At 70.6% G+C, this 22,347-nt stretch carries 25 protein-coding genes and 1 riboswitch; of the genes, 11 read left to right on the top strand and 14 right to left on the bottom strand.

Annotated features, from left to right (window positions below; translation table 11 throughout):
- Positions 1-51 precede the first annotated feature (51 nt).
- Positions 52-519 carry a DUF7793 family protein gene (locus AC4D16_RS07315; protein WP_490948046.1) on the top strand — a complete coding sequence of 156 codons (468 nt, stop codon included), beginning with the start codon at positions 52-54 and terminating at the stop codon, positions 517-519.
- On the opposite strand, the gene AC4D16_RS07320 is transcribed toward AC4D16_RS07315, so the two are convergent.
- Positions 506-904, bottom strand: coding sequence for a YccF domain-containing protein (locus AC4D16_RS07320; RefSeq protein WP_490948045.1), 399 nt, complete (start codon positions 902-904; stop codon positions 506-508). The genes AC4D16_RS07315 and AC4D16_RS07320 overlap by 14 nt on opposite strands.
- Positions 905-1,048: 144 nt before the next feature.
- Positions 1,049-2,752 carry a DEAD/DEAH box helicase gene (locus AC4D16_RS07325; protein ID WP_490954447.1) on the bottom strand — a complete coding sequence of 568 codons (1,704 nt, stop codon included), beginning with the start codon at positions 2,750-2,752 and terminating at the stop codon, positions 1,049-1,051.
- A 437-nt stretch (positions 2,753-3,189) separates the two neighbouring features.
- Here AC4D16_RS07325 and AC4D16_RS07330 point away from each other — a divergent pair, with 437 nt between their 5' ends.
- The 5 genes from AC4D16_RS07330 to AC4D16_RS07350 all read left to right on the top strand — a co-directional run bounded on the left by AC4D16_RS07330 (position 3,190) and on the right by AC4D16_RS07350 (position 8,570).
- Positions 3,190-4,458: a M20 metallopeptidase family protein gene (locus AC4D16_RS07330; protein WP_490954448.1), complete on the top strand. Its 1,269-nt coding sequence runs from the start codon at positions 3,190-3,192 to the stop codon at positions 4,456-4,458.
- A gap of 49 nt (positions 4,459-4,507) precedes the next feature.
- Positions 4,508-5,386, top strand: a complete 879-nt coding sequence (gene trmB / locus AC4D16_RS07335; RefSeq protein ID WP_490954449.1) for a tRNA (guanosine(46)-N7)-methyltransferase TrmB — start codon at positions 4,508-4,510, stop codon at positions 5,384-5,386.
- A gap of 205 nt (positions 5,387-5,591) precedes the next feature.
- The gene (locus AC4D16_RS07340; protein ID WP_490954450.1) at positions 5,592-6,815 is read left to right on the top strand and encodes an MFS transporter; all 1,224 of its coding nucleotides are present in this window, start codon (positions 5,592-5,594) and stop codon (positions 6,813-6,815) included.
- A gap of 148 nt (positions 6,816-6,963) precedes the next feature.
- On the top strand, positions 6,964-7,992 hold the full coding sequence (locus AC4D16_RS07345) for a DUF695 domain-containing protein (RefSeq protein ID WP_490954451.1): 1,029 nt from the start codon (positions 6,964-6,966) through the stop codon (positions 7,990-7,992).
- Positions 7,989-8,570: a hypothetical protein gene (locus AC4D16_RS07350; RefSeq protein ID WP_490948039.1), complete on the top strand. Its 582-nt coding sequence runs from the start codon at positions 7,989-7,991 to the stop codon at positions 8,568-8,570. The genes AC4D16_RS07345 and AC4D16_RS07350 overlap by 4 nt, the downstream gene beginning before the upstream one ends.
- Here AC4D16_RS07350 and AC4D16_RS07355 read toward each other — a convergent pair.
- The gene (locus AC4D16_RS07355) at positions 8,557-9,153 is read right to left on the bottom strand and encodes a TetR/AcrR family transcriptional regulator (RefSeq protein ID WP_490954452.1); all 597 of its coding nucleotides are present in this window, start codon (positions 9,151-9,153) and stop codon (positions 8,557-8,559) included. The genes AC4D16_RS07350 and AC4D16_RS07355 overlap by 14 nt on opposite strands.
- Positions 9,154-9,179: 26 nt before the next feature.
- Between AC4D16_RS07355 and AC4D16_RS07360 the strand changes: the two genes are divergently transcribed.
- A complete protein-coding gene (locus AC4D16_RS07360) occupies positions 9,180-10,499 on the top strand; it encodes an MFS transporter (RefSeq protein WP_490954453.1) in 1,320 nt (439 codons plus the stop codon).
- On the opposite strand, the gene AC4D16_RS07365 is transcribed toward AC4D16_RS07360, so the two are convergent.
- From AC4D16_RS07365 to AC4D16_RS07400, 8 genes are all read right to left on the bottom strand, one after another.
- Positions 10,450-11,133: an SDR family NAD(P)-dependent oxidoreductase gene (locus tag AC4D16_RS07365; RefSeq protein ID WP_490948036.1), complete on the bottom strand. Its 684-nt coding sequence runs from the start codon at positions 11,131-11,133 to the stop codon at positions 10,450-10,452. The genes AC4D16_RS07360 and AC4D16_RS07365 overlap by 50 nt on opposite strands.
- A gap of 59 nt (positions 11,134-11,192) precedes the next feature.
- Entirely contained in the window at positions 11,193-11,882 is a 690-nt protein-coding gene (locus AC4D16_RS07370) for a PspA/IM30 family protein (RefSeq protein WP_490954454.1), read from the bottom strand.
- Positions 11,883-11,928: 46 nt separating this feature from the next.
- Positions 11,929-12,495, bottom strand: coding sequence for a hypothetical protein (locus tag AC4D16_RS07375; protein ID WP_490954455.1), 567 nt, complete (start codon positions 12,493-12,495; stop codon positions 11,929-11,931).
- A gap of 76 nt (positions 12,496-12,571) precedes the next feature.
- Complete coding sequence (locus tag AC4D16_RS07380; RefSeq protein ID WP_490954456.1) at positions 12,572-13,021, bottom strand: heat shock protein transcriptional repressor HspR; 450 nt, start codon at positions 13,019-13,021, stop codon at positions 12,572-12,574.
- A 50-nt stretch (positions 13,022-13,071) separates the two neighbouring features.
- The gene (locus AC4D16_RS07385) at positions 13,072-14,067 is read right to left on the bottom strand and encodes a DnaJ C-terminal domain-containing protein (RefSeq protein ID WP_490948032.1); all 996 of its coding nucleotides are present in this window, start codon (positions 14,065-14,067) and stop codon (positions 13,072-13,074) included.
- A 179-nt stretch (positions 14,068-14,246) separates the two neighbouring features.
- Positions 14,247-14,903, bottom strand: coding sequence for a nucleotide exchange factor GrpE (locus AC4D16_RS07390; RefSeq protein WP_490954457.1), 657 nt, complete (start codon positions 14,901-14,903; stop codon positions 14,247-14,249).
- Positions 14,904-14,905: 2 nt separating this feature from the next.
- Entirely contained in the window at positions 14,906-16,777 is a 1,872-nt protein-coding gene (gene dnaK, locus AC4D16_RS07395) for a molecular chaperone DnaK (protein WP_490954458.1), read from the bottom strand.
- A gap of 138 nt (positions 16,778-16,915) precedes the next feature.
- Positions 16,916-18,229 (bottom strand): DUF2252 domain-containing protein, encoded by a 1,314-nt coding sequence (locus AC4D16_RS07400; RefSeq protein WP_490954459.1) that lies wholly within the window; start codon positions 18,227-18,229, stop codon positions 16,916-16,918.
- 58 nt (positions 18,230-18,287) lie between these two features.
- Between AC4D16_RS07400 and AC4D16_RS07405 the strand changes: the two genes are divergently transcribed.
- Positions 18,288-18,512 carry a hypothetical protein gene (locus tag AC4D16_RS07405; protein WP_490948028.1) on the top strand — a complete coding sequence of 75 codons (225 nt, stop codon included), beginning with the start codon at positions 18,288-18,290 and terminating at the stop codon, positions 18,510-18,512.
- 15 nt (positions 18,513-18,527) lie between these two features.
- On the opposite strand, the gene AC4D16_RS07410 is transcribed toward AC4D16_RS07405, so the two are convergent.
- A complete protein-coding gene (locus AC4D16_RS07410; protein WP_490954460.1) occupies positions 18,528-19,133 on the bottom strand; it encodes a LysE/ArgO family amino acid transporter in 606 nt (201 codons plus the stop codon).
- Positions 19,134-19,202: 69 nt separating this feature from the next.
- On the opposite strand from AC4D16_RS07410, the gene AC4D16_RS07415 reads away from it, so the two are divergent.
- The 3 genes from AC4D16_RS07415 to AC4D16_RS07425 all read left to right on the top strand — a co-directional run bounded on the left by AC4D16_RS07415 (position 19,203) and on the right by AC4D16_RS07425 (position 21,185).
- Positions 19,203-19,730, top strand: a complete 528-nt coding sequence (locus tag AC4D16_RS07415) for an ArgP/LysG family DNA-binding transcriptional regulator (RefSeq protein WP_490954461.1) — start codon at positions 19,203-19,205, stop codon at positions 19,728-19,730.
- A 42-nt stretch (positions 19,731-19,772) separates the two neighbouring features.
- The gene (locus AC4D16_RS07420) at positions 19,773-20,096 is read left to right on the top strand and encodes a hypothetical protein (protein ID WP_490954462.1); all 324 of its coding nucleotides are present in this window, start codon (positions 19,773-19,775) and stop codon (positions 20,094-20,096) included.
- A 73-nt stretch (positions 20,097-20,169) separates the two neighbouring features.
- A riboswitch (cyclic di-GMP riboswitch) is annotated at positions 20,170-20,244 on the top strand.
- A gap of 137 nt (positions 20,245-20,381) precedes the next feature.
- Complete coding sequence (locus AC4D16_RS07425) at positions 20,382-21,185, top strand: response regulator transcription factor (protein WP_490954463.1); 804 nt, start codon at positions 20,382-20,384, stop codon at positions 21,183-21,185.
- Positions 21,186-21,195: 10 nt separating this feature from the next.
- Here AC4D16_RS07425 and AC4D16_RS07430 read toward each other — a convergent pair whose 3' ends face one another.
- Positions 21,196-21,636 carry a hypothetical protein gene (locus AC4D16_RS07430; RefSeq protein WP_490948024.1) on the bottom strand — a complete coding sequence of 147 codons (441 nt, stop codon included), beginning with the start codon at positions 21,634-21,636 and terminating at the stop codon, positions 21,196-21,198.
- A 128-nt stretch (positions 21,637-21,764) separates the two neighbouring features.
- A complete protein-coding gene (locus tag AC4D16_RS07435; RefSeq protein WP_490954464.1) occupies positions 21,765-22,283 on the bottom strand; it encodes a hypothetical protein in 519 nt (172 codons plus the stop codon).
- Between the last annotated feature and the right edge of the window lie 64 nt (positions 22,284-22,347).

The following is a 22,347-nucleotide window of genomic DNA, read 5'->3' on the forward strand; positions in this document are numbered from 1 at the left end:
CACCACAATCGGGCGGCGCGCCTCGGGCGCCCGCTCCACGGGGAGGTACTCATGCACCACGCGCAAGGGCCCACGCGCTTCACACCCCATCACGTCGAGCCCGACATCGTGGTGGTCCAGTGGCAGCCTTCCATCCGCTTCACCGAGCAGGACGCCGCGGACATCATCGGGTACATGCGGACCCTCGGCACGGACGGTCCGCGGCCCCTGCTGGTCCGACCGGCGGGTATGACCTCGATCTGCCGCGCCGCACTGAAGTCCTTCGCCCAGCCGGGCTGGGTCTCACGGATGGCCGTGACGGGCCGGTCGCTGATCGACGGACTGCTCCTCGACCTCTACAACGAGCTGTACGCCCCGCCCTTCGAGGTGCGTCACTTCGACGACGAGCACGCGGCCCTGCGCTGGTTGCGATCGCCCGACGAATCCCGGCCTCAGCGCACGCCGACTCCGTCCGCCCTCGCCGAGCGAGCTTCCGCCGGAGGGTTCCGCCGACGGACGGACAGGTTCAGCGGTAGGTAGGCAGATAGGTGGTCGAGGGCACGATCACCTTGCCCAGCGGTGCCAGCGAGACGGGGATGAGCTTGAGGTTCGCGATGCCGAGGGGGATCCCGATGATGCTCACGAACATCGGGATGGCCGTGAGCACGTGGCCGATGGCGATCCAGATCCCGGCCACGAGGAGCCAGATGACGTTGCCGATGGCGGGCAGCGCTCCGGTGGTCCCCCCGCGGTGCACGACCATCTGCCCGAAGGGCCAGAGGGCGTAGACGCCGATCCGGAACGAGGCGATGCCGAACGGGATGGTCACGATCAGCAGGCAGCAGATGATGCCCGCCGCGAAGTAGCCGAGGGCGAGCCAGATGCCTCCGAAGAGGAGCCAGATGACGTTCAGGAGTGCGTTCATGCATCCATTGTCCCGCACCCTCGGTAGGAACACCGAGGCATGTTCTCCGGGCTGTCCCTCAGGTCACCGGATCGGGATGACCTGCGGACATGACAGGACCCCCGGGCGCGGTGCGCTCGGGGGTCCTGTCATGGTCCTGCGTGACTAGCGGGTGCGGCGATCGTTCGACGCGGGAGCGCCGGCCCGGCGGGAGCCACCGGCACGGCGGGCGCCCTCGGTGCGGGGCGCCGACGGGGCGTGGTTCCGCTGGCCTCCCGCGGCAGGGGCCGACGGGCTGCGCTGACCGCCCGCGGCGGGCGCGGACGTGCTGGACCAGCGGACGGCGTCGCCCACGCGCTGCCCGGAGGCGGGACGCCTGCTGCGCGTCGACGTCTCCGATGCCGTGCGCGGCTCCTCCGAACGACGGCGGGTGCCCGACGCCGCGGACCCTCCGCCGTCGGACCCGAAACGCGGTGCCTGCGGCTGGTCCTTGCGGCGCTCGGCGCGGTTGCCCTGAGCCTGCGGCTCGGCGCTCACGCGGCCACGACCGCCTCGACCGCCGGCCGACGGAGCGGCGGTGCCACGACGGGCGCGCTTGCGCTCGGCGTTCGCACCCGTCGAGGTCCCGTCACCCCGGGGGGTCTCGCGGGAGGACTCACGCGCAGCGAGCAGAGCAGCACGGGTACGCGGGTCGATCCTGTCCGCGACATCGCCGATGAGCGACTGCACGAGGGGCGAGGTGGCCTTCACGTTCTCGAACGCGACGTCGACGCCGGCCGCCTTCATGAGCTTCTGGACCTCGGACTTCTGCTCGGGCAGGGTGATCGTGACCACCGTTCCCGAGGAACCGGCGCGCGCCGTGCGGCCCGAGCGGTGCAGGTAGGCCTTGTGCTCCGTGGGCGGGTCCACGTGCACCACGAGCTCGACGTCGTCCACGTGCACGCCGCGGGCTGCGACGTCGGTGGCCACGAGGACGCGGACGTCGCCCGAGGAGAACTCGGCCAGGTTGCGGTCGCGGGCGTTCTGCGACAGGTTTCCGTGGAGGTCGACGGCGGGGATGCCGGCGTCCGTCAGGGTCTTCGCGAGCTTCCGCGCATGGTGCTTGGTGCGCATGAAGAGCAGGCGGCGGCCGGTGCCGGAGGCCAGCTGGACGATCAGCTGCTTCTTCTGGGTCTGGTCGCCGATGAGGAGCACGTGGTGCTCCATGGTGGTGACGGCGGCCTGGGGGTCGTCGACGGAGTGGGTCACCGGGTTGGACATGTAGCGGTTTACCACCTTGTCCACACCGTTATCCAGAGTGGCCGAGAAGAGCAGCCGCTGGCCCTCCTTGGGTGTGGTGTCGAGGAGCTTCTTGACCACGGGCAGGAAGCCGAGGTCCGCCATGTGGTCCGCCTCGTCGAGGATGGTGATCTCCACGGACTCGAGGCTGATGAGCCTCTGGCGCATCAGGTCCTCGAGGCGGCCCGGGCAGGCGATGACGATGTCCACGCCGGCCCGGAGCGCCTTCTCCTGGCGCTGCTGGGACACACCGCCGTAGATCACGGTGGTGTTCAGGCCGAGCTGCTGCGCGAGCGGCTCGACGGTGGCGTTGATCTGGGTGGCGAGCTCGCGGGTCGGCGCGAGGACGAGGGCCAGCGGACGCCCGGGCTTGCGGCGGTACGCCGCTTCCTGCTCGGCGAGGCGGGCCACCATCGGCAGCGCGAAGGCGAGGGTCTTGCCCGAGCCGGTGCGGCCGCGGCCGAGGACGTCGCGCCCGGCCAGGGAGTCCGGGAGGGACTTGACCTGGATGGGGAACGGTTCGGTGATGCCCTGCACGGCGAGGTTCTCGACCAGCGCCTTGGGCACACCGAGGGCAGCAAAAGTAGTCATGTGAAGTACACGAGCTTTCTTCTCATCTTCCCCGGCGCCGGTTGGAGCAGGGGTTCGCCGAAGAAAAATCAGACAGTGTCCACCGCGCTCACGATCCTGGGAGCTTCATGCGGGACAAAAGAATGCGTTCTATCGACGCAGGCTGCGCGTGTGTCACGCGGAGGGTCTCCGCCGTGCGCAGGCAAGTTCTTTTACTTTACCAGCAGGTTGCACCGTTCCCGGCATCAGGGCGGGCCGATGTGTGCCGCGGCACGTCCGGGCCCTTCTGTTCGGTCAAGCGGATCCAGGACCAGCCGTCGCACGGCCCGCACGTGCTGGGCGCGGCCCGGACGACGACGTCGCACCCGGTGCGGTGCCACCGGTCGGGGACCTCGCCACGGCAGGTCGGATCTGCGAGGGTGGAGGGACGCCCGCACCCGCCTGCCAGGAGGAATTCTGTGACGCTCTCCCCCGCTGCACTGCTCGCCGACGCCCGCGACCTCGCGGGTGACATCACGGACCTCCGCCACCGCCTGCACCGCCACCCGGAGATCGGCCTCGATCTCCCCCGCACGCAGGAGAAGGTCCTCGCGGCACTCGACGGCCTGCCGTACGAGATCACCCTCGGCACGGACACCACCTCGGTCACGGCGGTCCTCCGCGGCTCGGGTGTGCCCTCCCCCGGGACGCCGCACGGCGGCGCGAAGACCGGCAACGCTGCCCCGCCCCTCGTCCTGCTCCGGGGTGACATGGACGCCCTGCCGGTCCAGGAGACCACCGGGGTGCCCTATACCTCGGAGGTCGACGGCGCCATGCACGCCTGCGGCCACGACCTCCACACCGCCATGCTCGCGGGCGCCGCGAGGCTCCTCGCCGACCGCCGCGCCGACCTACCGGGCGACGTCGTGCTGATGTTCCAGCCGGGCGAGGAGGGGTACGACGGCGCCGGCGTCATGATCCGCGAAGGCGTGCTCGACGCCGCGGGGCGGCGACCCGACGCCGCCTACGGGCTGCACGTGGTCTCCTCCCTCATCCCCACGGGCGTCGTCGCCAGCCGTGGCGGACCGCTGATGTCGGCGTCGGACGGGCTCATGATCACCGTGCGCGGGATGGGCGGGCACGGCTCGTCACCGCACTCGGCGAAGGATCCCGTGACGGTCGCCGCGGAGATCGTCACGCAACTGCAGGTCATGGTCACGCGGCAGTTCAACATGTTCGATCCCGTGGTGCTGTCCGTCGGTGTGCTGAAGGCCGGAACCAAGCGGAACATCATCCCGGAGACCGCGCGCATCGAGGCGACCGTCCGGACGTTCAGCGCGGCCAACCGGGAGCGGATGGCGGAGTCGGCACCCCGCCTCGCGCAGCACATCGCCCGGGCACACGGTCTCGAGGCCGAGGTGGAGTACGTCCACGAGTACCCGCTGACCATCACGGACCACGACGAGACGGCGCACGTGGAGGCGCAGGTCGCCGAGTTGCTCGGCCCGGACCGGTACGTGACCATGCCGAACCCGATGAGCGGCTCCGAGGACTTCTCGCGCATCCTCGAGGCCGTGCCCGGCAGCTTCGCGTTCCTCTCGGCCGTGACACCCGGCGTCGATCTCGCCGCGTCGCCCTACAACCACTCGCCCTACGCGGTGTTCGACGACAGCGTCCTCGCCGACGGCGCGGCCCTGTACGCGCAGCTCGCCATCTCGCGCCTCCAGCTGGGAGCCGCCCGGAGCTAGCGGCTGGGAGCACCGCTCCTCGACCCGGGTGCCGGTACCCTTGGGGGCGATGGAATCCGACGCCCCCAGCTCCGAGCAGCAGCACCGAACCCAGCCCCTCTCCTTCGTGCGGCGCGGCTCGCGATTGCAGGGCCGACGACGCGAAGCATGGGACGAGCTGGCAGCGGCCTTCCTGATCGACGTCCCCCGGGTGGAGAGCGCGGACACGTCCGTGGCCCCCGGCTTCGTCCTCGACCTTCCGGCGACCTTCGGGAGGACGGCGCCCCTCGTCGTCGAGGTGGGCTCCGGCCTGGGCGAGGCCATCACCCACGCCGCCGAGCAGCGACCCGACCGCGACCACCTGGCCCTCGAGGTCTACCGGCCCGGGCTGGCGCAGACCATGCTGAGGATCAGCCAGAAGGACCTCACGAACGTCAGGACGGCGCAGGTGGATGCCGCGGCGGCCTTCGCCGGGATGATCCCCGCGGCGTCGGTGGGCGAACTGTGGACGTTCTTCCCCGACCCCTGGCACAAGGCGCGGCACCACAAGCGCCGCCTCGTCAAGCAGGACTACGTGGAGCTCGCGGCCCGCGTCCTCGAGCCCGGCGGCGTCTTCCGGCTCGCCACCGACTGGTCCAGCTACGCCGTCCAGATGCGAGCGGTCCTCGACGCCAGCCCGGACTTCGAGAACCTGCACGACGGCGAGCGCCGCGGCGCCGACAGTCCGCTCACCCAGGTGTGGGAGAGCGGCGTGGAGTCGGTGGTGGGTGGCGCGCCGGTCCGTGAGGGCCGCGACCCCGTCAGCACCGGGAACACGGGAGCCAACGAGGGCGTGGACGACGTCGGCGGGTGGGCGCCCCGCTTCGAGGGGCGGCCGCTGACGAGTTTCGAGAACAAGGCGATTACCGCCGGTCGGATGGTCTTCGACCTCGCGTACCGGCGCCGTTGACGCACCGAGCTGACCGTGGGGAGGGCCATCGGGAGAGTAGTTCGGAGCCTGCTGGGGAGCGCGGTCAGGAGGGCCGGGAGCCCGCTGGGAAGCGCGATCCGGAGGGCCGGGCGCTCACCGGGGGCTGCCGGTCGGGAGCGCGACCCGGGGAGTCGGCGGAACCCGTGACGGCGCACGCACGGGCGCGTGCCCGGACGGCGCGACGATGAGCGACGGCACCTGGCAGGGACACCCGAAGGACTCCCGCGCGTACCGGCGGATCCTCCTGGCCCTGCTCTTCGCGGGCCTCGCGACCTTCGCTCAGCTCTACTCCCTGCAGGGTGTGCTCACGGGCGTGGCGGCGGATCTGCAGGTCTCGCCGGCGGACGCCGCCCTCTCGGTCTCCGCGGCCACGCTGGGCCTCGCCGTCGCGGTCATCCCCTGGTCGGCGGTGGCGGACCGCGCCGGACGACGCAGGACCATGACGTGGGCGATCACCGTGGCCGTGGTGCTGGGGTTCCTCGCGGCGGCGGCTCCCTCCTTCGAGGTGCTGCTCGCCGTCCGGTTCCTCGAGGGCGTGGCCCTCGGCGGTGTCCCGGCGACCGCGCTCGTGTACCTGTACGAGGAGGTGCAGAAGCTTCACGCCGCCGTCGCCGCCGGGACCTACATCGCGGGGACCACCCTCGGCGGGCTCGCCGGCCGCCTGGTGGCCGGTCCCGTGGGAGAGCTGTTCGGCTGGCGCGCCGGTGTCCTCGCCGTCAGCATCATGGCCGCCGGTGCCGCCGTCGCGTTCATGGTCCTCGCGCCCGCCGCACGCGGCTTCCGGCCCACCCGGCGCGGCTCCGGGCCGGGGCTGGCCGCGCGCGTCGGCGTGAACCTCCGCTCGCCCCGCCTGCTGGCGGTCTACGCGCAGGGGTTCCTCCTCATGGGCGGCTTCGTGGCGGTCTACAACTACCTGGGCTTCCACCTCGAGGGGCCTCCGTTCCTCCTCCCCGCCTCGCTCGTGAGTCTGCTCTTCCTCGCCTACCTCTCCGGCACCGTCACCTCACGCCTGGCGGGCGGACTGAGTGTCCGCTTCGGACGCCTCGCGGTCCTGGTCGCCGCGATCCCCGTCATGCTCGTCGGTCTGCTGGTCACGCTATCGCCGTCCGTCCCGCTCGCGGTGCTCGGGCTCGTGGTGTTCATCGGCGGGTTCTTCGCGGCGCACTCGGTCTCCTCGGGGTGGGCCCCGGCGCTCTCCTCGGAGGGCCGGGCGCAGGCCTCCGGCCTGTACAACGTGGCCTACTACGCGGGCTCCAGCCTGCTCGGCTGGGTCGGTGGCCTGTTCTTCGGCCATCTGGGCTGGTCGGGCGTGGTGCTCTTCACCGGTGCACTGGCGGTGACCGCGGGGCTCATCGCCGTCGTCGTCCTCCGTGGTGCGCCCGGCAGCGCGGCGACGCAGCGCTCCTGAGAGCGCGGCGACACGTCCGTTCCACTGGGCGGCGCCCCGCCGCGGCCCCGGCGGACACCTCCCGCCGGGGCCATCCCGCAGGGTAGATTCACTCAGGTCGGAGCGACCGGAGGATCCCGGGCGCACACACCGAGGGAACGCGAGCACCATGGGCATTGTGAACCGCCGGGCCGGTGTTCGGCGCGGCCGGAAGGATCCCATCGAGGCCTTCTGGCAGTGGTGGGCGGCGGACGGCGAGGAACTGCTCACCACCGCCACCCGCGCGGGTGACTTCGACGCCTACGTGGACGTCATGACGCAGCGCGTGCACGCGATCGCCCGCGGCCTCGAATGGGAGACGCGGAACGGGCAGGAGTCCGAGCACACGCTGTGCATCTCCAGCGGCGGCGACGCATCCCTCCGGCCGGTGGCCGAGCGCTGGTACCGGGCGTCCCCGCCCGCGGGCCGCCGGTGGGAGTTCATCCCCGCGCGGAGCGCCAAGCCGGACATGCTCGATTCGACCATCACCTACCGCGGCCGCACGTTCGATCTCCGCCGCACCACGGTGCATGCGAGGGTCACCCGCGCGGGCGACGGCTTGATCGTCTCCGTGCACAACCCCGGCTTCACCGGCCAGTGGGACGACGAGCACGGCCTGTGCGTCCTGCTGCTCGAATGGCTGCTGGGTGAGGACGACGTGGAGCGCTGGGTCCGGCGCGTCGACTGCATCGTGCACGACGTCGTGGACAGCTTCCCCGCGCGAGAGCTCCCCGGGCGCGTGGCCGAGCTGGCGAGGACCCTCCCGGAGCCCGGCTGGATCGTCATGCAGGGCAAACACGGTTCCGGTGAGCCGGTCTTCGTCCGGGTGCTGCGACCACTGCGGTGGATCGACCATCCGCAGTTCGACCTGCACACCGCTCTGCGCCTGCGCTACGACGCCGACGACGCCGGGCTCCCGGTCGCCGCGGCCCTCCCCGGCCTCGACGACATCGAGGACCGCACCGTCCGCGCTCTGGGAATGCGCGGCATGCTCGTGGCCGTCGAGACCTCCAAGGGCGTGCGGACGCTCCACTTCTACTCCGATTCCGAGGACCAGAACGGGCGGGACGTCCTCGACCGCGCCGCGCAGGGCCTGCGGACGATCACCGCCAGACACACTCCCGACCCCGGCTGGAAGAAAGTGCAGGACTTCGCATGACCCCTGATGCCCCTGGAACCATCCGCGTCCCCACCTTCGTCGGCCACGTGATCGGCGGCTCGTTCGGCATGGTGTTCGTCCTCGTGAACTCCTCCACGCTTCCTCCGGCGCTCGCGGTGGTGCTGCGGGTGCTCGCGGTGGCCGCGTTCGCCGTCGTCCTCGTGGCGTTCTTCCGCACGGCCCGCGAGATCCATGGGTCCGGCGGACCCCGGCCCGTCGGCTTCACCCGGTTCTACTGGGCGGTGGTCGCCGTGGAGGCGATCGCACTCTTCGGCGGCCTCGCGCTCCTCAGGACGATCGAACCCGCCGCGGCCCTGGGCTGGATCGCCCTCGTGGTCGGCGTGCACTTCTTCCCGCTCGCGCGCCTCTGGCCCGAGGGTCGAGCACAGCTGACGAGCATCGCCACCCTCATGACCGTCCTCGGGGTGGTGGGACTGGTCCTCGCGTTCACGACCCACAGCGCCGGGCTGGTCGCCGTCGTCTCCGGCGTCGGGTCCGGCGTCGTCCTGCTCGGCTGGTCGCTGCGGCAGGCGATCGATACGCTCCGCGGACGTTCCGTCGCCGCTACGCGCGCCTAGTCCCTCCCGGCGGCAGGAGGGCCTGGAGCGTGAGGGACGCGATCGCCCGGCCCTCGGCCACGGCGGTCTCCTCGTCCGCGCCCCGCAGGATCATCCCGAGCACGCCCGTGTAGACCAGCACTGTGCGGTCCGCCGCAGAGCGAGCCCGGTCCGCGCCCACCAGCGGTACCGCGAGCTCGACGAGCCGCTCGGTCAGGAGGCGGGTGTCACCGGCCAGCACGTCGTCGAGAGCACTCCCCCGCTGCGGCGTCTCCGCGGCGACCCCCAGGAACATGCACCACCGCGACGGCGTGAGCGCGCCGCGGAGGCGGAGCAGGGCGTCGAAGACCGCGAGCAGGCGGTCCTCGGGGGACGCCGCCTCGTCGATGCACTCCTGCCAGAGATCCGCCCACCGCTGCAGCCGCCGCTCGAGGGCCTGCGCCATCAGCCCCTCCTTGGTGCCGAAGTGCGCGTACAGCGTCGCCGGCGAGACACCCGCGCGGGCGAGGATCACGTCCACCGGGGTGCTCGTGACGCCGTGCGAGGCCGCGAGATCCTCGGCGGCATCGAGCAGACGGTCACGAGCTGATGATTGCGCTGGCATGGACACACCCTATAACGTTCGTTTCAATGAAACGCTCGTTACAGTCTGCCCGCGCTCGGTCGGGCCCGATTCTCCTCGTCTCCGGCGTCGCCCTCATCGCCACGACCTACGGCCTGGCGAGGCTCGGCTTCGGGTTGTTCCTGCCGGTCTTCGCCTCGTCCTTCGCGCTGACGCCGGCTACCAGTGGCATGCTCTCGTCGGGATCGTCCCTCCTGTACTGCGTCGCGTCGGGCCTCGGGCTCCTCTGGGCAGGCTCCCGCCCCCGGACGGTCGCGGTACTCGCGGGTCTCACAGCCACCATCGGGAGCCTCGGCATCGCAGCAGCGCACTCGACCGCCGTGTTCGCCGTCGCCGTCCTCCTGGCGGGTATGGGAGCCGGCTTCGCCACACCCGCGCTGGTCGAGCTCGTGCGGCGCAACGTGCAGCCGTCCCGTGAGCGGCGCGCGCAGTCCACGGTCAACTCCGGCACCGGTTTCGGGGTCGTGCTGGCCGGGATGCTGTCCCTCGTGCTCGGCGACGCGTGGCGTGTGGCGTGGATCCTCGTCGCGGTGATCGCCGTGGTGTCGACCGTCGGCGTGCTGTGCGGTGACGGCGATCCGCGGAGGTCGGTGCAGGAGCGGGCGGCGGGACGGAAGCAGGAACGGGCGGCGGGACGGATGCAGGAACGGGCGGCGGTCCGGGCAGCGGCGCAGGGACGTGTGCAGACGCGTGAACAAGTGAAGCTGCGCGACGGGGCGACGCTCGGGAGCGGTGTCCGCACCCTCGGGGGAAGTCTCCGCGACCTCGTGAGGCCGCTCGCGGGAGCGGTGCTGCTGGGCGTCGGCAGTGCGGCGGTCTGGGTCTACGGCCGCACCGTCCTCGAGGACGTCGGAGGGATGAGTCCGGCGGCATCCGCCGGAGCGTGGATCGCGCTGGGCGTGGGCGGCGGCGCCGCGGTGCTGCTGTCCCGGTGGCTCGCGTCCCGGCCGATCGCCCTGACCTGGCCCCTGACCTGCCTCGGAACCGCCGGCGCCACGGCGCTCGTGGGTGTCCTCCCGACGGTGACCGTGGCGGCGATCGCCGGGGCTCTGCTCTTCGGCCTCACCTACACGGCGGCGACGTCAGTGCTGATCCTGTGGGCCACGACGACGCCCGGGAACGGTGCCGCGGGAACGTCCGCCCTCTTCATCGCGCTCGTCCTCGGTCAGGCGGGCGGGGCGTTCCTCACGGGGATCCTGCTCGGGATCATCGCTCCCGGTGCCGCGTTCGCCCTCGCGGCAGCAATGTGCGGAGCGGCAGCGGCGGCCGCCCTCGGCGTCAGAACGCCGACGACGGGAGGTCCCGCTCGCCCTCCCGCACGGCCGTGATGATGCGCTCGGCGACGGCCTTCGGGTCCTTGCCCTGGGGGAGCTTCGGCGCCTCACCGGCGATGGGCCGCGTGGCGAGGCCGGTCTCGGTGTGCGGCGGCCGCACGTCGAGCACCCTCACGCCCTGCTTGCGCAGCTCGAGGGTCAGCGCCTTGCCGTAGGCACTGAGGCCCGCCTTCGTGGCGGAATACGCGGCCATGCCGGCGGTGGGGCTCTCGGCGACCACGGCACTGATCTGCGCGATGAAGGAATCCTTCGCGAGCTTCGGCGCGACCTCCCGCATGAGCCGCATGTAGCCGAGCAGGTTCACGAGCATGAGTTCATCGAGGGTGTCGTCGTCCACCTCGACGGCCGGGCCGAAGGCCACCACACCCGAGGCGAAGACGACGCCGTTCAGTTCCCGCCCGTACACGGCGGCCGCGATGTCAGCAGGGCCGGTGGGCTTGCCGAGATCGGCGGCGACCTGAGCGGTGACGGCGTCCCCGAGCTCCGAGGCGAGCGCGGTGAGCTTCTCCTCGGACCTGCCGGAGAGCGTGAGCTGCGCGCCCTGGGCGGCGAGTTGGCGGGAGAGCTCCGCTCCGAGCACTCCGGTTGCGCCGACGACCAGGACATGGGACCCGCTGAGCTCAGTCATGGGCCGAGTCTAACAACGGCGACCGACGCCCCACGGGCCACTGGCGACAACCGAGGACGCTACGGGCGGCCGCCGCCGTGCCGCCGCTTGAGCTCCTCGAGCTCCTGCTGCGCGGCGACCTCCGCCTCCAGTTCCTCGAAGGCCTGTTCCAGCCGGGGCGAGGAGGGGTCGGACCAGGAGAGTTCCTCGCGACCCCGGGCCTGGGCCTCGAAGCGGCGCACCTCGAGTTCGGCGTTGCGACGGGCCGCATCGATGGCCGCCGACTCCCGCGAGGACGCGCCGAGCGCCTCGTGGACGCCTCTCGTCGCCTCCGCCGCGGCCCGCCGGGCCAGGAGGGCGTCGTACTCCATCGCGTTGCGCTGCAGGCGCTCCTCGAGCCGCCGGACGTCGTCCTGCACCCTCCGCGACTGGTGCTCGGCCTCGGCCAGCTGGGAGGTGAGGGCCTCCAGCCGCTTCCGTGCGGAGATCGACTCCCGGATGGCAGCGCGCGCAGCGTCGTCGTCGCCGCGCTGCACGGCCGCCTCGGCCGCCCGCTCGACCCGGTGGAGGTAGAGGGCGGCCTCGTTGGCCGAGAGGCCGATGCGGTGATGGTGGGCGGCGAGGTCGGCGGCGCCGCGGCGGGCCTGGTCGAGGAGCGCGTGCTGGGACCGCTGGGCCTCCTCGGCCTGCACGCGCGGGTTCTTCTTCGCGTCCGCGGCGGCCGTGCGGTTCGCCGTGACGATGCGCTGGATGCGACGCCTGATGGTCACGCTCTACCCCCGAAGCCGTTGGATCACTGGTACCGAGACCAACAGTTCACCAGGCCTGGCGGTTCCCGTAGGTGTCACGCCAGGTGCTCATCGCCGAGATCTCGGTGCGCAGCCGCGCGGTGGCCTGCTCGAGCTGCAGCGTGTCCATCGAGCGGGAGGTCGCCAGGAGGGAGCGCCGGAGATCGGCGGAGAGTTCGTCGAGTGCCCGCGCCTGCGCCGAGAGGTCCCGGGTCCACTCCTGCTTGAGCGCGCGGTTGGGCTCGCGGTCCGCCGCCTTCAGAAGGGTCTCGAGGGACGCTGCGGCGCGGTCGATCTCCGCGGCCGCGCGCGGGAGGTCACCCACGGGGCGGTGCTGTGCCGCAGCTTCCTCGAGGGCGAGATGCGTGGCTCGGGAGGATCGCGTGAGGTTGCTGATCAGGCGGGCGGGTTCCCGCGTCAGGGGATCGGGCGCGTAGGCGCGCGCGGCGAGCATCCCGCGGTCCCGCGTGCGCTCGATGATCCGGGAGCGCTTGACCTTCCGGACCACGAGCCAGCCGGCCACGCCCGTTCCGGCGCCCAGCGTCGCGAGGATCCCGGCGCCGACCGCCAACGCCGCGATGATCGGCTCAAGCATCAGGACCTCCCGGTTCGACGTGCATGGTTCCAGTCTCCTCGCCCGCCCCGACGATTACCACCCGGCGACCACCCGACTACCACCCGACGGCGTCGGAGGACGACCGCGCGCGCTCCGGATCGGGCCGCCAGACCACGAGAGCCTGACTGCGCGGGCGCGGCCGCTGACCGCGTGCCAGCGTGACGACGTCGCCCGCGAGGCCCGCGGCGAAGATCCTGCTCGATTCCGACCGACCACGCTGCGCGGAGAGTTCGGAGGACAGCTCCGACACGCGCGCCTGCAGGGCGGCCACCTTGTTCTCGAGCTCGAGGATGCGTCGGATCCCCTCGAGGGAGACGCCCTCCTGGGACAGCCGCTGGATCTCCCGTAGCGTGCCGACGTCCTTCTGCGAGTAGCGCCTCGCCCTGCCGGGCGCCCGGCTAGGGATGACGAGCCCCAGGCGGTCGTACTGACGCAGGGTCTGGGGGTGCATGTCGGCGAGCTCCGCGGCCACGGAGATGACGTAGACGGGCATCGTGTAGTCCATCGGTGGCGTCCTTCCGTGCCGGTCCTCCCGGCGTTCGGTCGAATGTACTGTTACAGCCGCGCCTTCGCGGCAAGGCCGGCGCGGGGGTCGGCGTCCTTCGTGGCGTCCCTGAAGGCCTCGACGGCGGCCTCGGCCTCCTTGGACAGGTTCTGCGGCACCACCACCTCGACCGTGACCAGTAGATCCCCCGTGGCCTTGGAGGTCTTGACGCCCCTGCCCTTGAGGCGGAGCGTCCGGCCCGACGGCGTCCCCGCGGGAATGCGCATCCTCACCAGCTCGCCGGAGAGTGTCGGCACCTCGATCTCCGCACCGAGGGCGGCTTCCGGGAAGGTGACCGGGACGGTGATGCGGATGGTGTCGCCGTCGCGCTTGAAGAGCGGGTGATCCTTCACGGACACCGCGACCATGAGGTCTCCCGGGCCCGCCTGCCCGGGCTGACCCTTGCCCTTCACGCGGACCTTCTGCCCGTCGCGGATGCCCGCGGGGATGCGCACGTCGATCTGCTCGCCCGAGGGCTCACGCAGGCCGATGGTGGTGCCGTTGATGGCGCCCGCGAAGGAGATGGACGTGGTGGCCGTGCGGTCGGCGCCCTTCTGCGGACGTGGCTGCTGGAAGCCGCCGGGGAAGGTGCTGCCGCCCATGCCGCCGCCGCCGAAGAGGTCCGCGAACTCCGGCGGGAGGTTGCTGTTGGAGAAGCCGGTCCGCTGGCGCGGCCCCGCACCCTGGCCGAAGAGGTTCCCGAAGATGTCCTCGAAGCCCGCGCCGCCGCCGGCGCCAGCGCCCGGGCCCCCGGCGGAGAAGCGCGCGCCGCCGCCCATCGCACGGATGGCGTCGTACTGCTGGCGCTGCTCGGCATCGGACAGCACCGAGTACGCCTCCGACACGTCCTTGAACATCCGCTCGGACCCGGCATCCCCCTGGTTCTGATCAGGGTGATGCTGGCGTGCGAGCTTGCGGTACGCCTTCTTGATGTCGGCGTCGGACGCATCCTTGGAGACACCCAGGATCTTGTAGAAATCCTTGTCGACCCAATCCTGACTAGCCAATCGGAGTCTCCTTTCCTAGGAAGAACAATGAAGTACGGCGGGTCAAAAGCCATTTGAGGGCCCCTTAACCCGGGAGAGCCGGGCGGAGCACCGAGGAAGGCGGCTTTAATATTTCCCAGCGAGCTCTGCGAGTCGGGAAATTTCGTTGCCGCCGTTCGGTGTCCGCCCGGCGATGCAATCTACTCGGGTACTGCGACGATCACCTGCGCGGCCCGGAGGACGCGCTCCCCCTTGCGGTAGCCCGCCCGGAGAATCTGGCTGACACTGTCCGTCTGCACCTCGGCGCTCGGCTGCTGGATGAGGGCCTCATGGATGTTCGGGTCGAACTCCACCCCCACCTCGTCGATCCGCGTCAACTCGTACGTCCTGAGCACGTTCTCGAGCTTCCCCGCGATCGCCGCGAACGGGCCCTCGGCGAGATCGCCGTGCTGACGCGCGGCATCGATGTCGTCGAGGACGGGCATCAGCGTGGTGATGACCCCGATGACCGCCTGGTCCCGTGCGACGTCGCGGTCACGCTCGACGCGGCGCCGGTAGTTCACGTACTCGGCCTGCAGCCGGAGCAGATCGTTGCGGAGTTCCGCGACCACGTCCACCGCCGGGTTGCTCTCGCCGCCGGCCTCGTTGAGGATCGCCTCGGCCTGGGCCAGGGCGTCCCCCTCCGACGCGTCGGCCGCGGGAGCGGCCGGGCCGCCGGCCGCGGGATCCCCCGCAGCCGGCTCACCGGCGTCGTCCTGCTGCCCACGGACCTCACCGGTCTCGGGATCGATCTTCCGGTTGTCGCGGAAGTTCACCGGTTCCGCCTGGTGCTCTTCGTCGTTTCCGTGGTGCGGCATGGCTACTTCTTCTCGTTGGTGTCGTCGTCGACCACCTCGGCGTCGACGATGTCCTCGTCGGCGCTCGCGGAGGCGGACTGGTCATCAGCGGGGGCGCCACCGGCCTGCGAGGCGTCCTGCTGCGCGGAGGCGTAGATGGCCTCGCCGAGCTTGGACTGGGATGCCTGCAGCTTGTCGAACGCGGTCTTCACCTCGTCGTCGTTGTCCTGGCCCTCGAGCGCCTTCTTGAGGGCGTCGACGTCGGCCTGGACCTCCGTGCGGACCTCCTCGGGCAGCTTGTCCGAGTTGTCGGCGATGAGCTTGTCCACCGAGTAGGCGAGCTGCTCGGCACCGTTGCGGGTGTCGGCAGCCTCGCGGCGCTTCTTGTCCTCGGCGGCGTGCTCCTCGGCCTCGCGCACCATGCGGTCGATGTCCTCCTTGGAGAGGGACGAACCACCGGTGATGGTCATCGACTGCTCGGTGCCGGTGCCCTTGTCCTTCGCGGACACGTGCACGATCCCGTTGGCATCGATGTCGAAGGTGACCTCGACCTGCGGCACGCCGCGGGGGGCCGGGGCGATGCCGGTCAGCTCGAACGTACCCAGCGGCTTGTTGTCGCGGGTGAAGTCGCGCTCGCCCTGGAAGACCTGGATGGCCACGGACGGCTGGTTGTCATCCGCCGTGGTGAAGGTCTCGCTGCGCTTGGTCGGGATGGCCGTGTTGCGCTCGATGAGCTTGGTCATCATGCCGCCCTTGGTCTCGATGCCGAGGGAGAGGGGCGTGACGTCGATCAGGAGCACGTCCTTGCGCTCGCCCTTCAGCACACCGGCCTGCAGTGCGGCGCCGACGGCCACGACCTCGTCCGGGTTGACGCCCTTGTTGGGCTCCTTGCCGCCCGCGAGCTCACGGACGAGCTCGACGACGGCGGGCATACGCGTGGATCCGCCCACGAGGACGATGTGGTCGATGTCAGCGACCTTGATGCCGGCCTCGGAGATGACGTCGTTGAACGGCTTCTTGGTGCGGTCCAGCAGGTCCTTCGTCAGGTCCTGGAACTTGGCACGCGAGAGGTGCTCGTCGAGGTGCACGGGCCCGTCCGCCGTGACGGAGAGGTACTGGAGCGAGATGTTCGTGGAGGTGGCCGAGGAGAGTTCCTTCTTGGCCTGCTCGGCAGCTTCCTTGAGGCGCTGCAGGGCGATCTTGTCCTTCGACAGGTCCGCACCCTTGGCCTTGGCCTGCGAGAGCAGGTAGTCGACCACGCGCTGGTCCCAGTCGTCGCCGCCGAGGCGGTTGTCGCCAGCGGTGGACCGCACCTGGATGGTCGAGAACGCGTCCTCGTCCTTGCCGACCTCGAGGAGCGAGACGTCGAACGTTCCGCCGCCGAGGTCGAACACGAGGATCAGCTCGTCCTCCTTGCCCTTGTCGAGGCCGTAGGCGAGGGCGGCCGCGGTGGGCTCGTTGACGATGCGCAGCACCTTGAGGCCCGCGATCTCACCGGCCTCCTTGGTGGCCTGGCGCTCGGCGTCGTTGAAGTACGCCGGAACGGTGATGACGGCGTCGGTGACCTTCTCGCCGAGGTAGCTCTCCGCGTCGGTCTTCAGCTTCTGGAGCGTCCGCGCGGAGATCTCCTGCGCGGTGTACTTCTTGCCGTCGATGTCGACGTTCCAGGCGGTGCCCATGTGGCGCTTGACGGAGGCGATGGTGCGGTCGATGTTGTTGACGGCCTGACGCTTGGCGATCTCGCCGACCAGGACCTCGCCGGACTTGGAGAAGGCGACGATCGACGGCGTGGTGCGGGCGCCCTCGGCGTTCGCGATGACGGTGGGCTCGCCACCTTCGAGGACCGAGACGACCGAGTTGGTGGTTCCGAGGTCAATACCTACTGCACGTGACATGCAAGTTCCTTTCGACTGCCCGGGATTTGCGAGGCGCTCATCCGCCGGGCGCGTGGATTGAGCGTTCTGCACTCAACTGTAGTCCCGCGGGTCGGTAGGACCAAACCGGGTTGAGTCGAACCGACTCAGGTTGACAGCTCAGGCAGCAGGCACGGCGGTGATCAGCCCTTCCCGGAAGGCGTCGACGAAGAGGGCGTGATCCTCCCGCACCCGCTCCGCGTAGGACTCACCGAAGGTGACGATGTCCTCGATGAACGCCTCGGTCGCCGAGCCGACGGCGGCGAGGATGGCCGTCTCGGTACGGAAGGGCACGAGGTCGTGGTCGCTGTCCTCGTCGGTGGAGCAGTGGATCTTCGCCGTCGCCTGCCCCAGCGCCTCGAGCACCGGGGCCATCTGGTCCGGTTCGGTGAGGTCGTCCCAGGAGAGGTCGCGCTTGTAGGGCGAGAGTTCGGACACCACGAAGGAGACCCCGCGGAGGGTGGTGTGGCCGAGGAAGGGATCGGTGTGCGGCTGCAGTGATCGCTGACTGATCACGGCCCGGTGCCCGTCGTCCTCGAAGAAACCCCGGACGCGCTCGTCGTCGACGATCCGGCTGGGCGCCGCGATGGCCGACTGCTTGAGGGTCACGATGATGTCGTTCTCCTGTGCCTCGTCGAAGCCCTCGATCAGCACGTTGTAGGCGGGCAGCCCGGCACTGCCGATGCCGAACCCCTTCTTCCCCACGATGCCCTTCACGCGGTAGTACACGCGCCGTCGGGACCTGTCACCGTCGGGGATCGTCTCCAGGTAGCGCGCGAAGGCCTCGGCCACCTCCGCGTACTCGGCGTCGTCCAGCATCCGGATGGAGCCGTCGTCACGGAACTGCCGCTCGTCGTCCACGATCAGCGTGAGTGCGTCGAGCAGGCGTGTCCGCCGCGCCGAGCGGGCCTGCTGCAGGACGCGGTGGATGGTGCCCTCGGTGTTCTCGAGCCCGAAGGCGAAAGCCGACTGCTCGTCCTCGACGTAGTCCGCCACGCGACCGAGGTAGGCCTCGAGATAGGTACGCGCGAGAGCGCGGACGGACTGCGACGGCAGCGCCTTCTGCCAGCACAGCAGCGTCAGGGACGCGACGAGGCGGCGGAGGTCCCAGGAGAAGTGGCCCACGTAGGCCTCGTCGAAATCGTTCACGTCGAAGATGAGCCGACCCTCGTTGCTCATGTAGGTGCCGAAGTTCTCCGCGTGCAGATCGCCGTGGATCCAGACCCGGGCGGTCCGCTCGTCCGCCCAGGCGTCGTCGAGCTCCGCCATGTCCGTGTAGAAGAGGGCGGCGCTGCCGCGGTAGAACGCGTACGGATCAGCGGCCATCTTGCGGAACCGGGCGCGGAAGGCGAGTGGATCCGCCACCATCAGGTCCTGGTGGGCCTCGACGAGCGTGCTGACGATGAGCTGCTGACGTACGGTGCTGGCGTCCATGCGCCCACGGTACGCGCGCAACCTGTGCGGCCGGCGGCGGTGATGCGATACTTCCCGGATGGACCTGGACCAGTGGTGGATGCTCGTGATGCCGCAGACGCGTGACTGGCTGATCGCGCACAACGGCGAGCCGCTCTCGCCAGAGGTGGTGGCCGACATCAGCCGGGCGGGCGGCCTGATCGCCTCCGAGACCTGGTGGATGGGCGAGCGTGGACCGGACGGCGTCCACCTGTCCGACGCCGCCACGGACTGGATCGAGGAACGCGCCAACCTCGAGCGGTGAACGGGGAGGGAGCGGTCACCCGAGGACGAGCATCACGGCGAGCGCCAGCATGACGACGGCGATCAGGGCGTCGAGCACGCGCCACGCCGACGGTCGCCGGAAGAGCGGGGCGAGGTAGCGGGCGCCCACCCCGAGACCGGTGAACCACAGCACGGAGCCCAGCCCGGCGCCGGCGGCGAACCACCACCTGCCGTCGGTGCCGTGCGTGCTCGCGAGGGAGCCGAGCAGCAGCACGGTGTCGAGGTACACGTGCGGGTTGAGCCAGGTCAGGGCCAGGGACGTCCCGAGTGCGGCCTGCCACGACGTGGCCCGCGTGCCGCCCTCGGCGTCGAGCGCCTCCCCCTGCACCGCGCGCCGTGCCGCGAGGACCGCGTACCCCGTGAGGAAGAGGGCCCCGGCCCACCGCACGACGTCGATCAGCACCGGCGCGCGCTCGATGATCACCCCGAGTCCGCCGACGCCGAGGCCGATCAGCAGCAGGTCCGAGACGGCGCAGACGGTGACGACGAGGGCCACGTGCGAGCGCCGTAGGCCCTGCCTCAGCACGAAGGCATTCTGCGAGCCGATCGCGATGATGAGGGTGAGGCCTGCGGCGAGCCCGGTGGCGACGGTGGTGATCATGCCTCGAACGTAGGGCGTGACGCCCGGTGTAGACCAGCTAATCCTTCTTCAGCATGGTAAGAAGTGCTCATGAAGGACGTCGACGCCGCTCAGGCGCGTGCTCTCGCTGCCATCGTGACCTGCGGCAGCTTCGAGGCCGCGGCCGAGGCGCTCGCCATCACGCCGTCGGCCGTGAGCCAGCGCATCCGGGCTCTCGAGCTGTCCGTCGGGCGCCCGGTCGTATCGCGCACACGACCTCTCCGGCCCACGGAGGCCGGGCTCGCCGTCGTGCGCTTCGCCCGCCAGTTGGATCTTCTCGCGGCAGATCTCGCCCTGGAGCTCGCGGCGACCGGCGAGCAGGAGCGGCAGCACATCACCATCGTGGTGAACGGCGACTCCCTCCACACCTGGGTGCTGCCCGCCCTCGCCCCCGTGGCGGGGAACCTGCAGATCGAGGTGCTGCGCGAGGACCAGGAGTACTCCCTCGAGCTCCTGCGCAGCGGCGCGGCATCGGCCGCGATCACCTCGGTGGCCACTGCGGTCCAGGGGTGCAGCGCACATCCGCTGGGTGTCATGCGGTACGTACCGGTGTGCACGCGCGAGTTCCGGCGGATCTAGTTCAGCGCCGGCGCCACGCCGGACGAGCTCGCCGCCGCGCCGGTGATCGTGTTCGACCGCAAGGACGACCTCCAGGACCGCTACCTCCGCAGCCGCTCCCCCGGCGTCCTGGCGCCACCGCGTCACTACGTGCCGGCCGCCCAGGAGTTCGCGGAGGCGATCAGGCTCGGCATGGGCTGGGGGCTCATGGCGGAACTGGAACTGAGGGAGGGCGCGGCCGGTCTCGTCACCTTCGACCCCGGCGCTCACGTGGACGTCCTGCTCCACTGGCAGCAGTGGAGGCGTGGATCCCGGGCGCTCGGCGCGGTCAGCGACGCGGTGCGCCGGGCTGCGGGTGTTCTTCGACGGCAGGAGACCCCGTCATGACCTCGCCCCGGACCCGGGCGACCTCTCGGAAGTGTCGGTCGGCGTTGCTACCATGGTTGAGCGGGCGCACGCCCGTCGACAAAGGCAAACCTGGTGCGAGGCAGGGACGCAAAGCCACGGGACCCTCGGGGTCAGCCGGGCCGCCGAAGAGAACAGGGTCACGAAGCATGTTCCGGAGACGACATTCCGATGCATCCCGACCGGTAGCCGATGGCCTCGGCCGTTGCCCGGCACACGTGGTGACCGCGAAGGCCTCACCGCGCACTCCACGAACATCGGCCCAGTATGAATAGCGCCCCGGTCAGCGACCGCCGCGCGGCCGTGGTGATCGAGGACGATCTCGATATCCGCAATCTTGTGTGCGCCATCCTCGAGCAGGGCGGCTTCCAGGTGTCCGGGGCCACCACCGGGCGTGAGGGCGTGGACGCCGTCCGCGCCGAACAACCCACGGTCGTGACGCTGGACATAGGCCTCCCGGACATCGACGGCTACGAGGTGCTGCGCCGCATCCGCGCGACGACCGACTGCTACGTGGTGGTGCTGACGGCGCGCGACGAGGAGACGGACATCCTCACTGCCCTGCAGGCCGGGGCCGACGACTACGTGCTCAAGCCCTTCCGACCCCGCGAATTGCGGGCGCGGATCGACGCCCTGCTGCGCCGGCCTCGTGTCAGCGACGTGGCACTTCGTCTCGAGCCGCCCTCACCGGACGCCGTCGTCATCCCGCCGTCCGGAACCGGCGGCGGCGCACCCGCGGACGTCCTGCGCCATGGGAACCTGGTGGTGGACGGCGGTACCCGCACGGTGGAGTGCGCAGGCAAGGAACTGCCCCTCACGAAGACCGAGTTCAACCTGCTGCACGAGCTGCTGAACAGCAAGGGCGCCGTGCGGACCAAGGAGGATCTGGTCCGGGTGTCCCGCGGCAAGGAGTACCGCGGCTACAACTTCGTGAGCCGGACGGACGAGCGAGCCATCGAGGTGCACATCGCGAACCTCCGCCAGAAGCTCTCGCGCAGCGAGGGTGACCCGGACCTGATCACCACGGTCCGCGGCGTCGGCTTCAGGATCATGCCGAGTCGCTCGGCCTGAGCCGGAGCCGTCAGACCGATCCGGGATAGGTCAGCTCGAGCTGCCGCAGGGTGTCCGCGGCGCAGGCGCGGAGCACCTCCATCACGTCGGAGCCGGCAGACGCGTCCGCGGCGAGTGTGGTGCGCGCGGCCCGTGCGGCATCACCCAGCCGGCCCGCCCCGATCATGTCGGCCGAGATGCTGAGACTGATGACGGCATCCCTCGCGCCGGTCGTGTCACCATCGCGCAGTCGCAGGTCCAGGCGGTCGAGCTTGTCGCCGAGGCTCGTGGAGAAATCTCTCGCGAAGCGGGATACCACAGCTGTGTCCGAGAAGTCCTGCCGCATCTCCCGCAGTACCCGCGGATCCAGGACCATCGAGGGCGCGTCCGCTCCTGGAACGGCGTCGTCGGGGGAGGCCGCGCCGTCGTCCTGCTGGAAGCCGCGAGGCTGCGGAGTGGGATGCGTGGACACCCCCTCAGGGTAGCCACGGCTGAGTGCCCAGTACCGGTATCCACAGGTTCTTGCGCAAAGCCTGAGGATGATGCCCTCGACCTCACCGCGCCTCCCCCATCTCCTGCGGATCGGAAGAGGTCCAGCTCTCACTCCCCGGGAGTGATCGTGTATTCGAGGACCTGACGGGGATCCCCGTCCTGCCAGTTGACGCTGATCTGGACGCCGGAACCGAGCTTCGTCCCGACCGGCAAAGCCTTGTCGTGCGAGGCGTACAGGCCGGATTCGACGTCGGACACCCACTGGTCCACCGCCTCCGCCTGCACCCCGTAGGTGTCCACGGAGGCCACCACCTCGGCGACCAGCTCGTCGGGCTCATCGAAGACCCGGAACAGGGTGATGGTGTCCACGGCCGCACCACCCGAGGCGTCGAAGAGCTTCAGCGTGGGCGTCTCGAGCACCACCTCGCCCTCCGGCATCCTCACCGTGACCTCGAGCGGAGTGATTTCGTCCACCGTCACCATGGGAATGAAGGCGTCATCGGCGAGACCGATGTCGGACTTCGTCAGGGCGCCCGATGCGAGGTTCAACGTGGCGGACCGCGCATCCTTGATCGCCTCGACACCTCCCTCGTCGAATCGCGAGGATCCCGCCCTTGTCAGTTCCATGGCCTGTGCTCCTTCGTTGCTGCCTGATGACGAACACGCGGTGAGCGCCAACGCCGCGCACATC

The sequence above is a fragment of the Arthrobacter sp. TJ-236 genome (assembly GCF_058269235.1).

Coding starts and splice junctions, on each gene's coding strand:
- AC4D16_RS07315 (WP_490948046.1), top strand. CDS start 52: ATGCACCACGCGCAAGGGCCCACGCGCTTCACACCCCATCACGTCGAG.
- AC4D16_RS07320 (WP_490948045.1), bottom strand. CDS start 904: ATGAACGCACTCCTGAACGTCATCTGGCTCCTCTTCGGAGGCATCTGG.
- AC4D16_RS07325 (WP_490954447.1), bottom strand. CDS start 2,752: ATGACTACTTTTGCTGCCCTCGGTGTGCCCAAGGCGCTGGTCGAGAAC.
- trmB (WP_490954449.1), top strand. CDS start 4,508: ATGGAATCCGACGCCCCCAGCTCCGAGCAGCAGCACCGAACCCAGCCC.
- AC4D16_RS07340 (WP_490954450.1), top strand. CDS start 5,592: ATGAGCGACGGCACCTGGCAGGGACACCCGAAGGACTCCCGCGCGTAC.
- AC4D16_RS07345 (WP_490954451.1), top strand. CDS start 6,964: ATGGGCATTGTGAACCGCCGGGCCGGTGTTCGGCGCGGCCGGAAGGAT.
- AC4D16_RS07350 (WP_490948039.1), top strand. CDS start 7,989: ATGACCCCTGATGCCCCTGGAACCATCCGCGTCCCCACCTTCGTCGGC.
- AC4D16_RS07355 (WP_490954452.1), bottom strand. CDS start 9,153: ATGCCAGCGCAATCATCAGCTCGTGACCGTCTGCTCGATGCCGCCGAG.
- AC4D16_RS07360 (WP_490954453.1), top strand. CDS start 9,180: ATGAAACGCTCGTTACAGTCTGCCCGCGCTCGGTCGGGCCCGATTCTC.
- AC4D16_RS07365 (WP_490948036.1), bottom strand. CDS start 11,133: ATGACTGAGCTCAGCGGGTCCCATGTCCTGGTCGTCGGCGCAACCGGA.
- AC4D16_RS07375 (WP_490954455.1), bottom strand. CDS start 12,495: ATGCTTGAGCCGATCATCGCGGCGTTGGCGGTCGGCGCCGGGATCCTC.
- AC4D16_RS07380 (WP_490954456.1), bottom strand. CDS start 13,021: ATGGACTACACGATGCCCGTCTACGTCATCTCCGTGGCCGCGGAGCTC.
- AC4D16_RS07390 (WP_490954457.1), bottom strand. CDS start 14,903: ATGCCGCACCACGGAAACGACGAAGAGCACCAGGCGGAACCGGTGAAC.
- dnaK (WP_490954458.1), bottom strand. CDS start 16,777: ATGTCACGTGCAGTAGGTATTGACCTCGGAACCACCAACTCGGTCGTC.
- AC4D16_RS07400 (WP_490954459.1), bottom strand. CDS start 18,229: ATGGACGCCAGCACCGTACGTCAGCAGCTCATCGTCAGCACGCTCGTC.
- AC4D16_RS07405 (WP_490948028.1), top strand. CDS start 18,288: ATGGACCTGGACCAGTGGTGGATGCTCGTGATGCCGCAGACGCGTGAC.
- AC4D16_RS07410 (WP_490954460.1), bottom strand. CDS start 19,133: ATGATCACCACCGTCGCCACCGGGCTCGCCGCAGGCCTCACCCTCATC.
- AC4D16_RS07415 (WP_490954461.1), top strand. CDS start 19,203: ATGAAGGACGTCGACGCCGCTCAGGCGCGTGCTCTCGCTGCCATCGTG.
- AC4D16_RS07425 (WP_490954463.1), top strand. CDS start 20,382: ATGAATAGCGCCCCGGTCAGCGACCGCCGCGCGGCCGTGGTGATCGAG.
- AC4D16_RS07435 (WP_490954464.1), bottom strand. CDS start 22,283: ATGGAACTGACAAGGGCGGGATCCTCGCGATTCGACGAGGGAGGTGTC.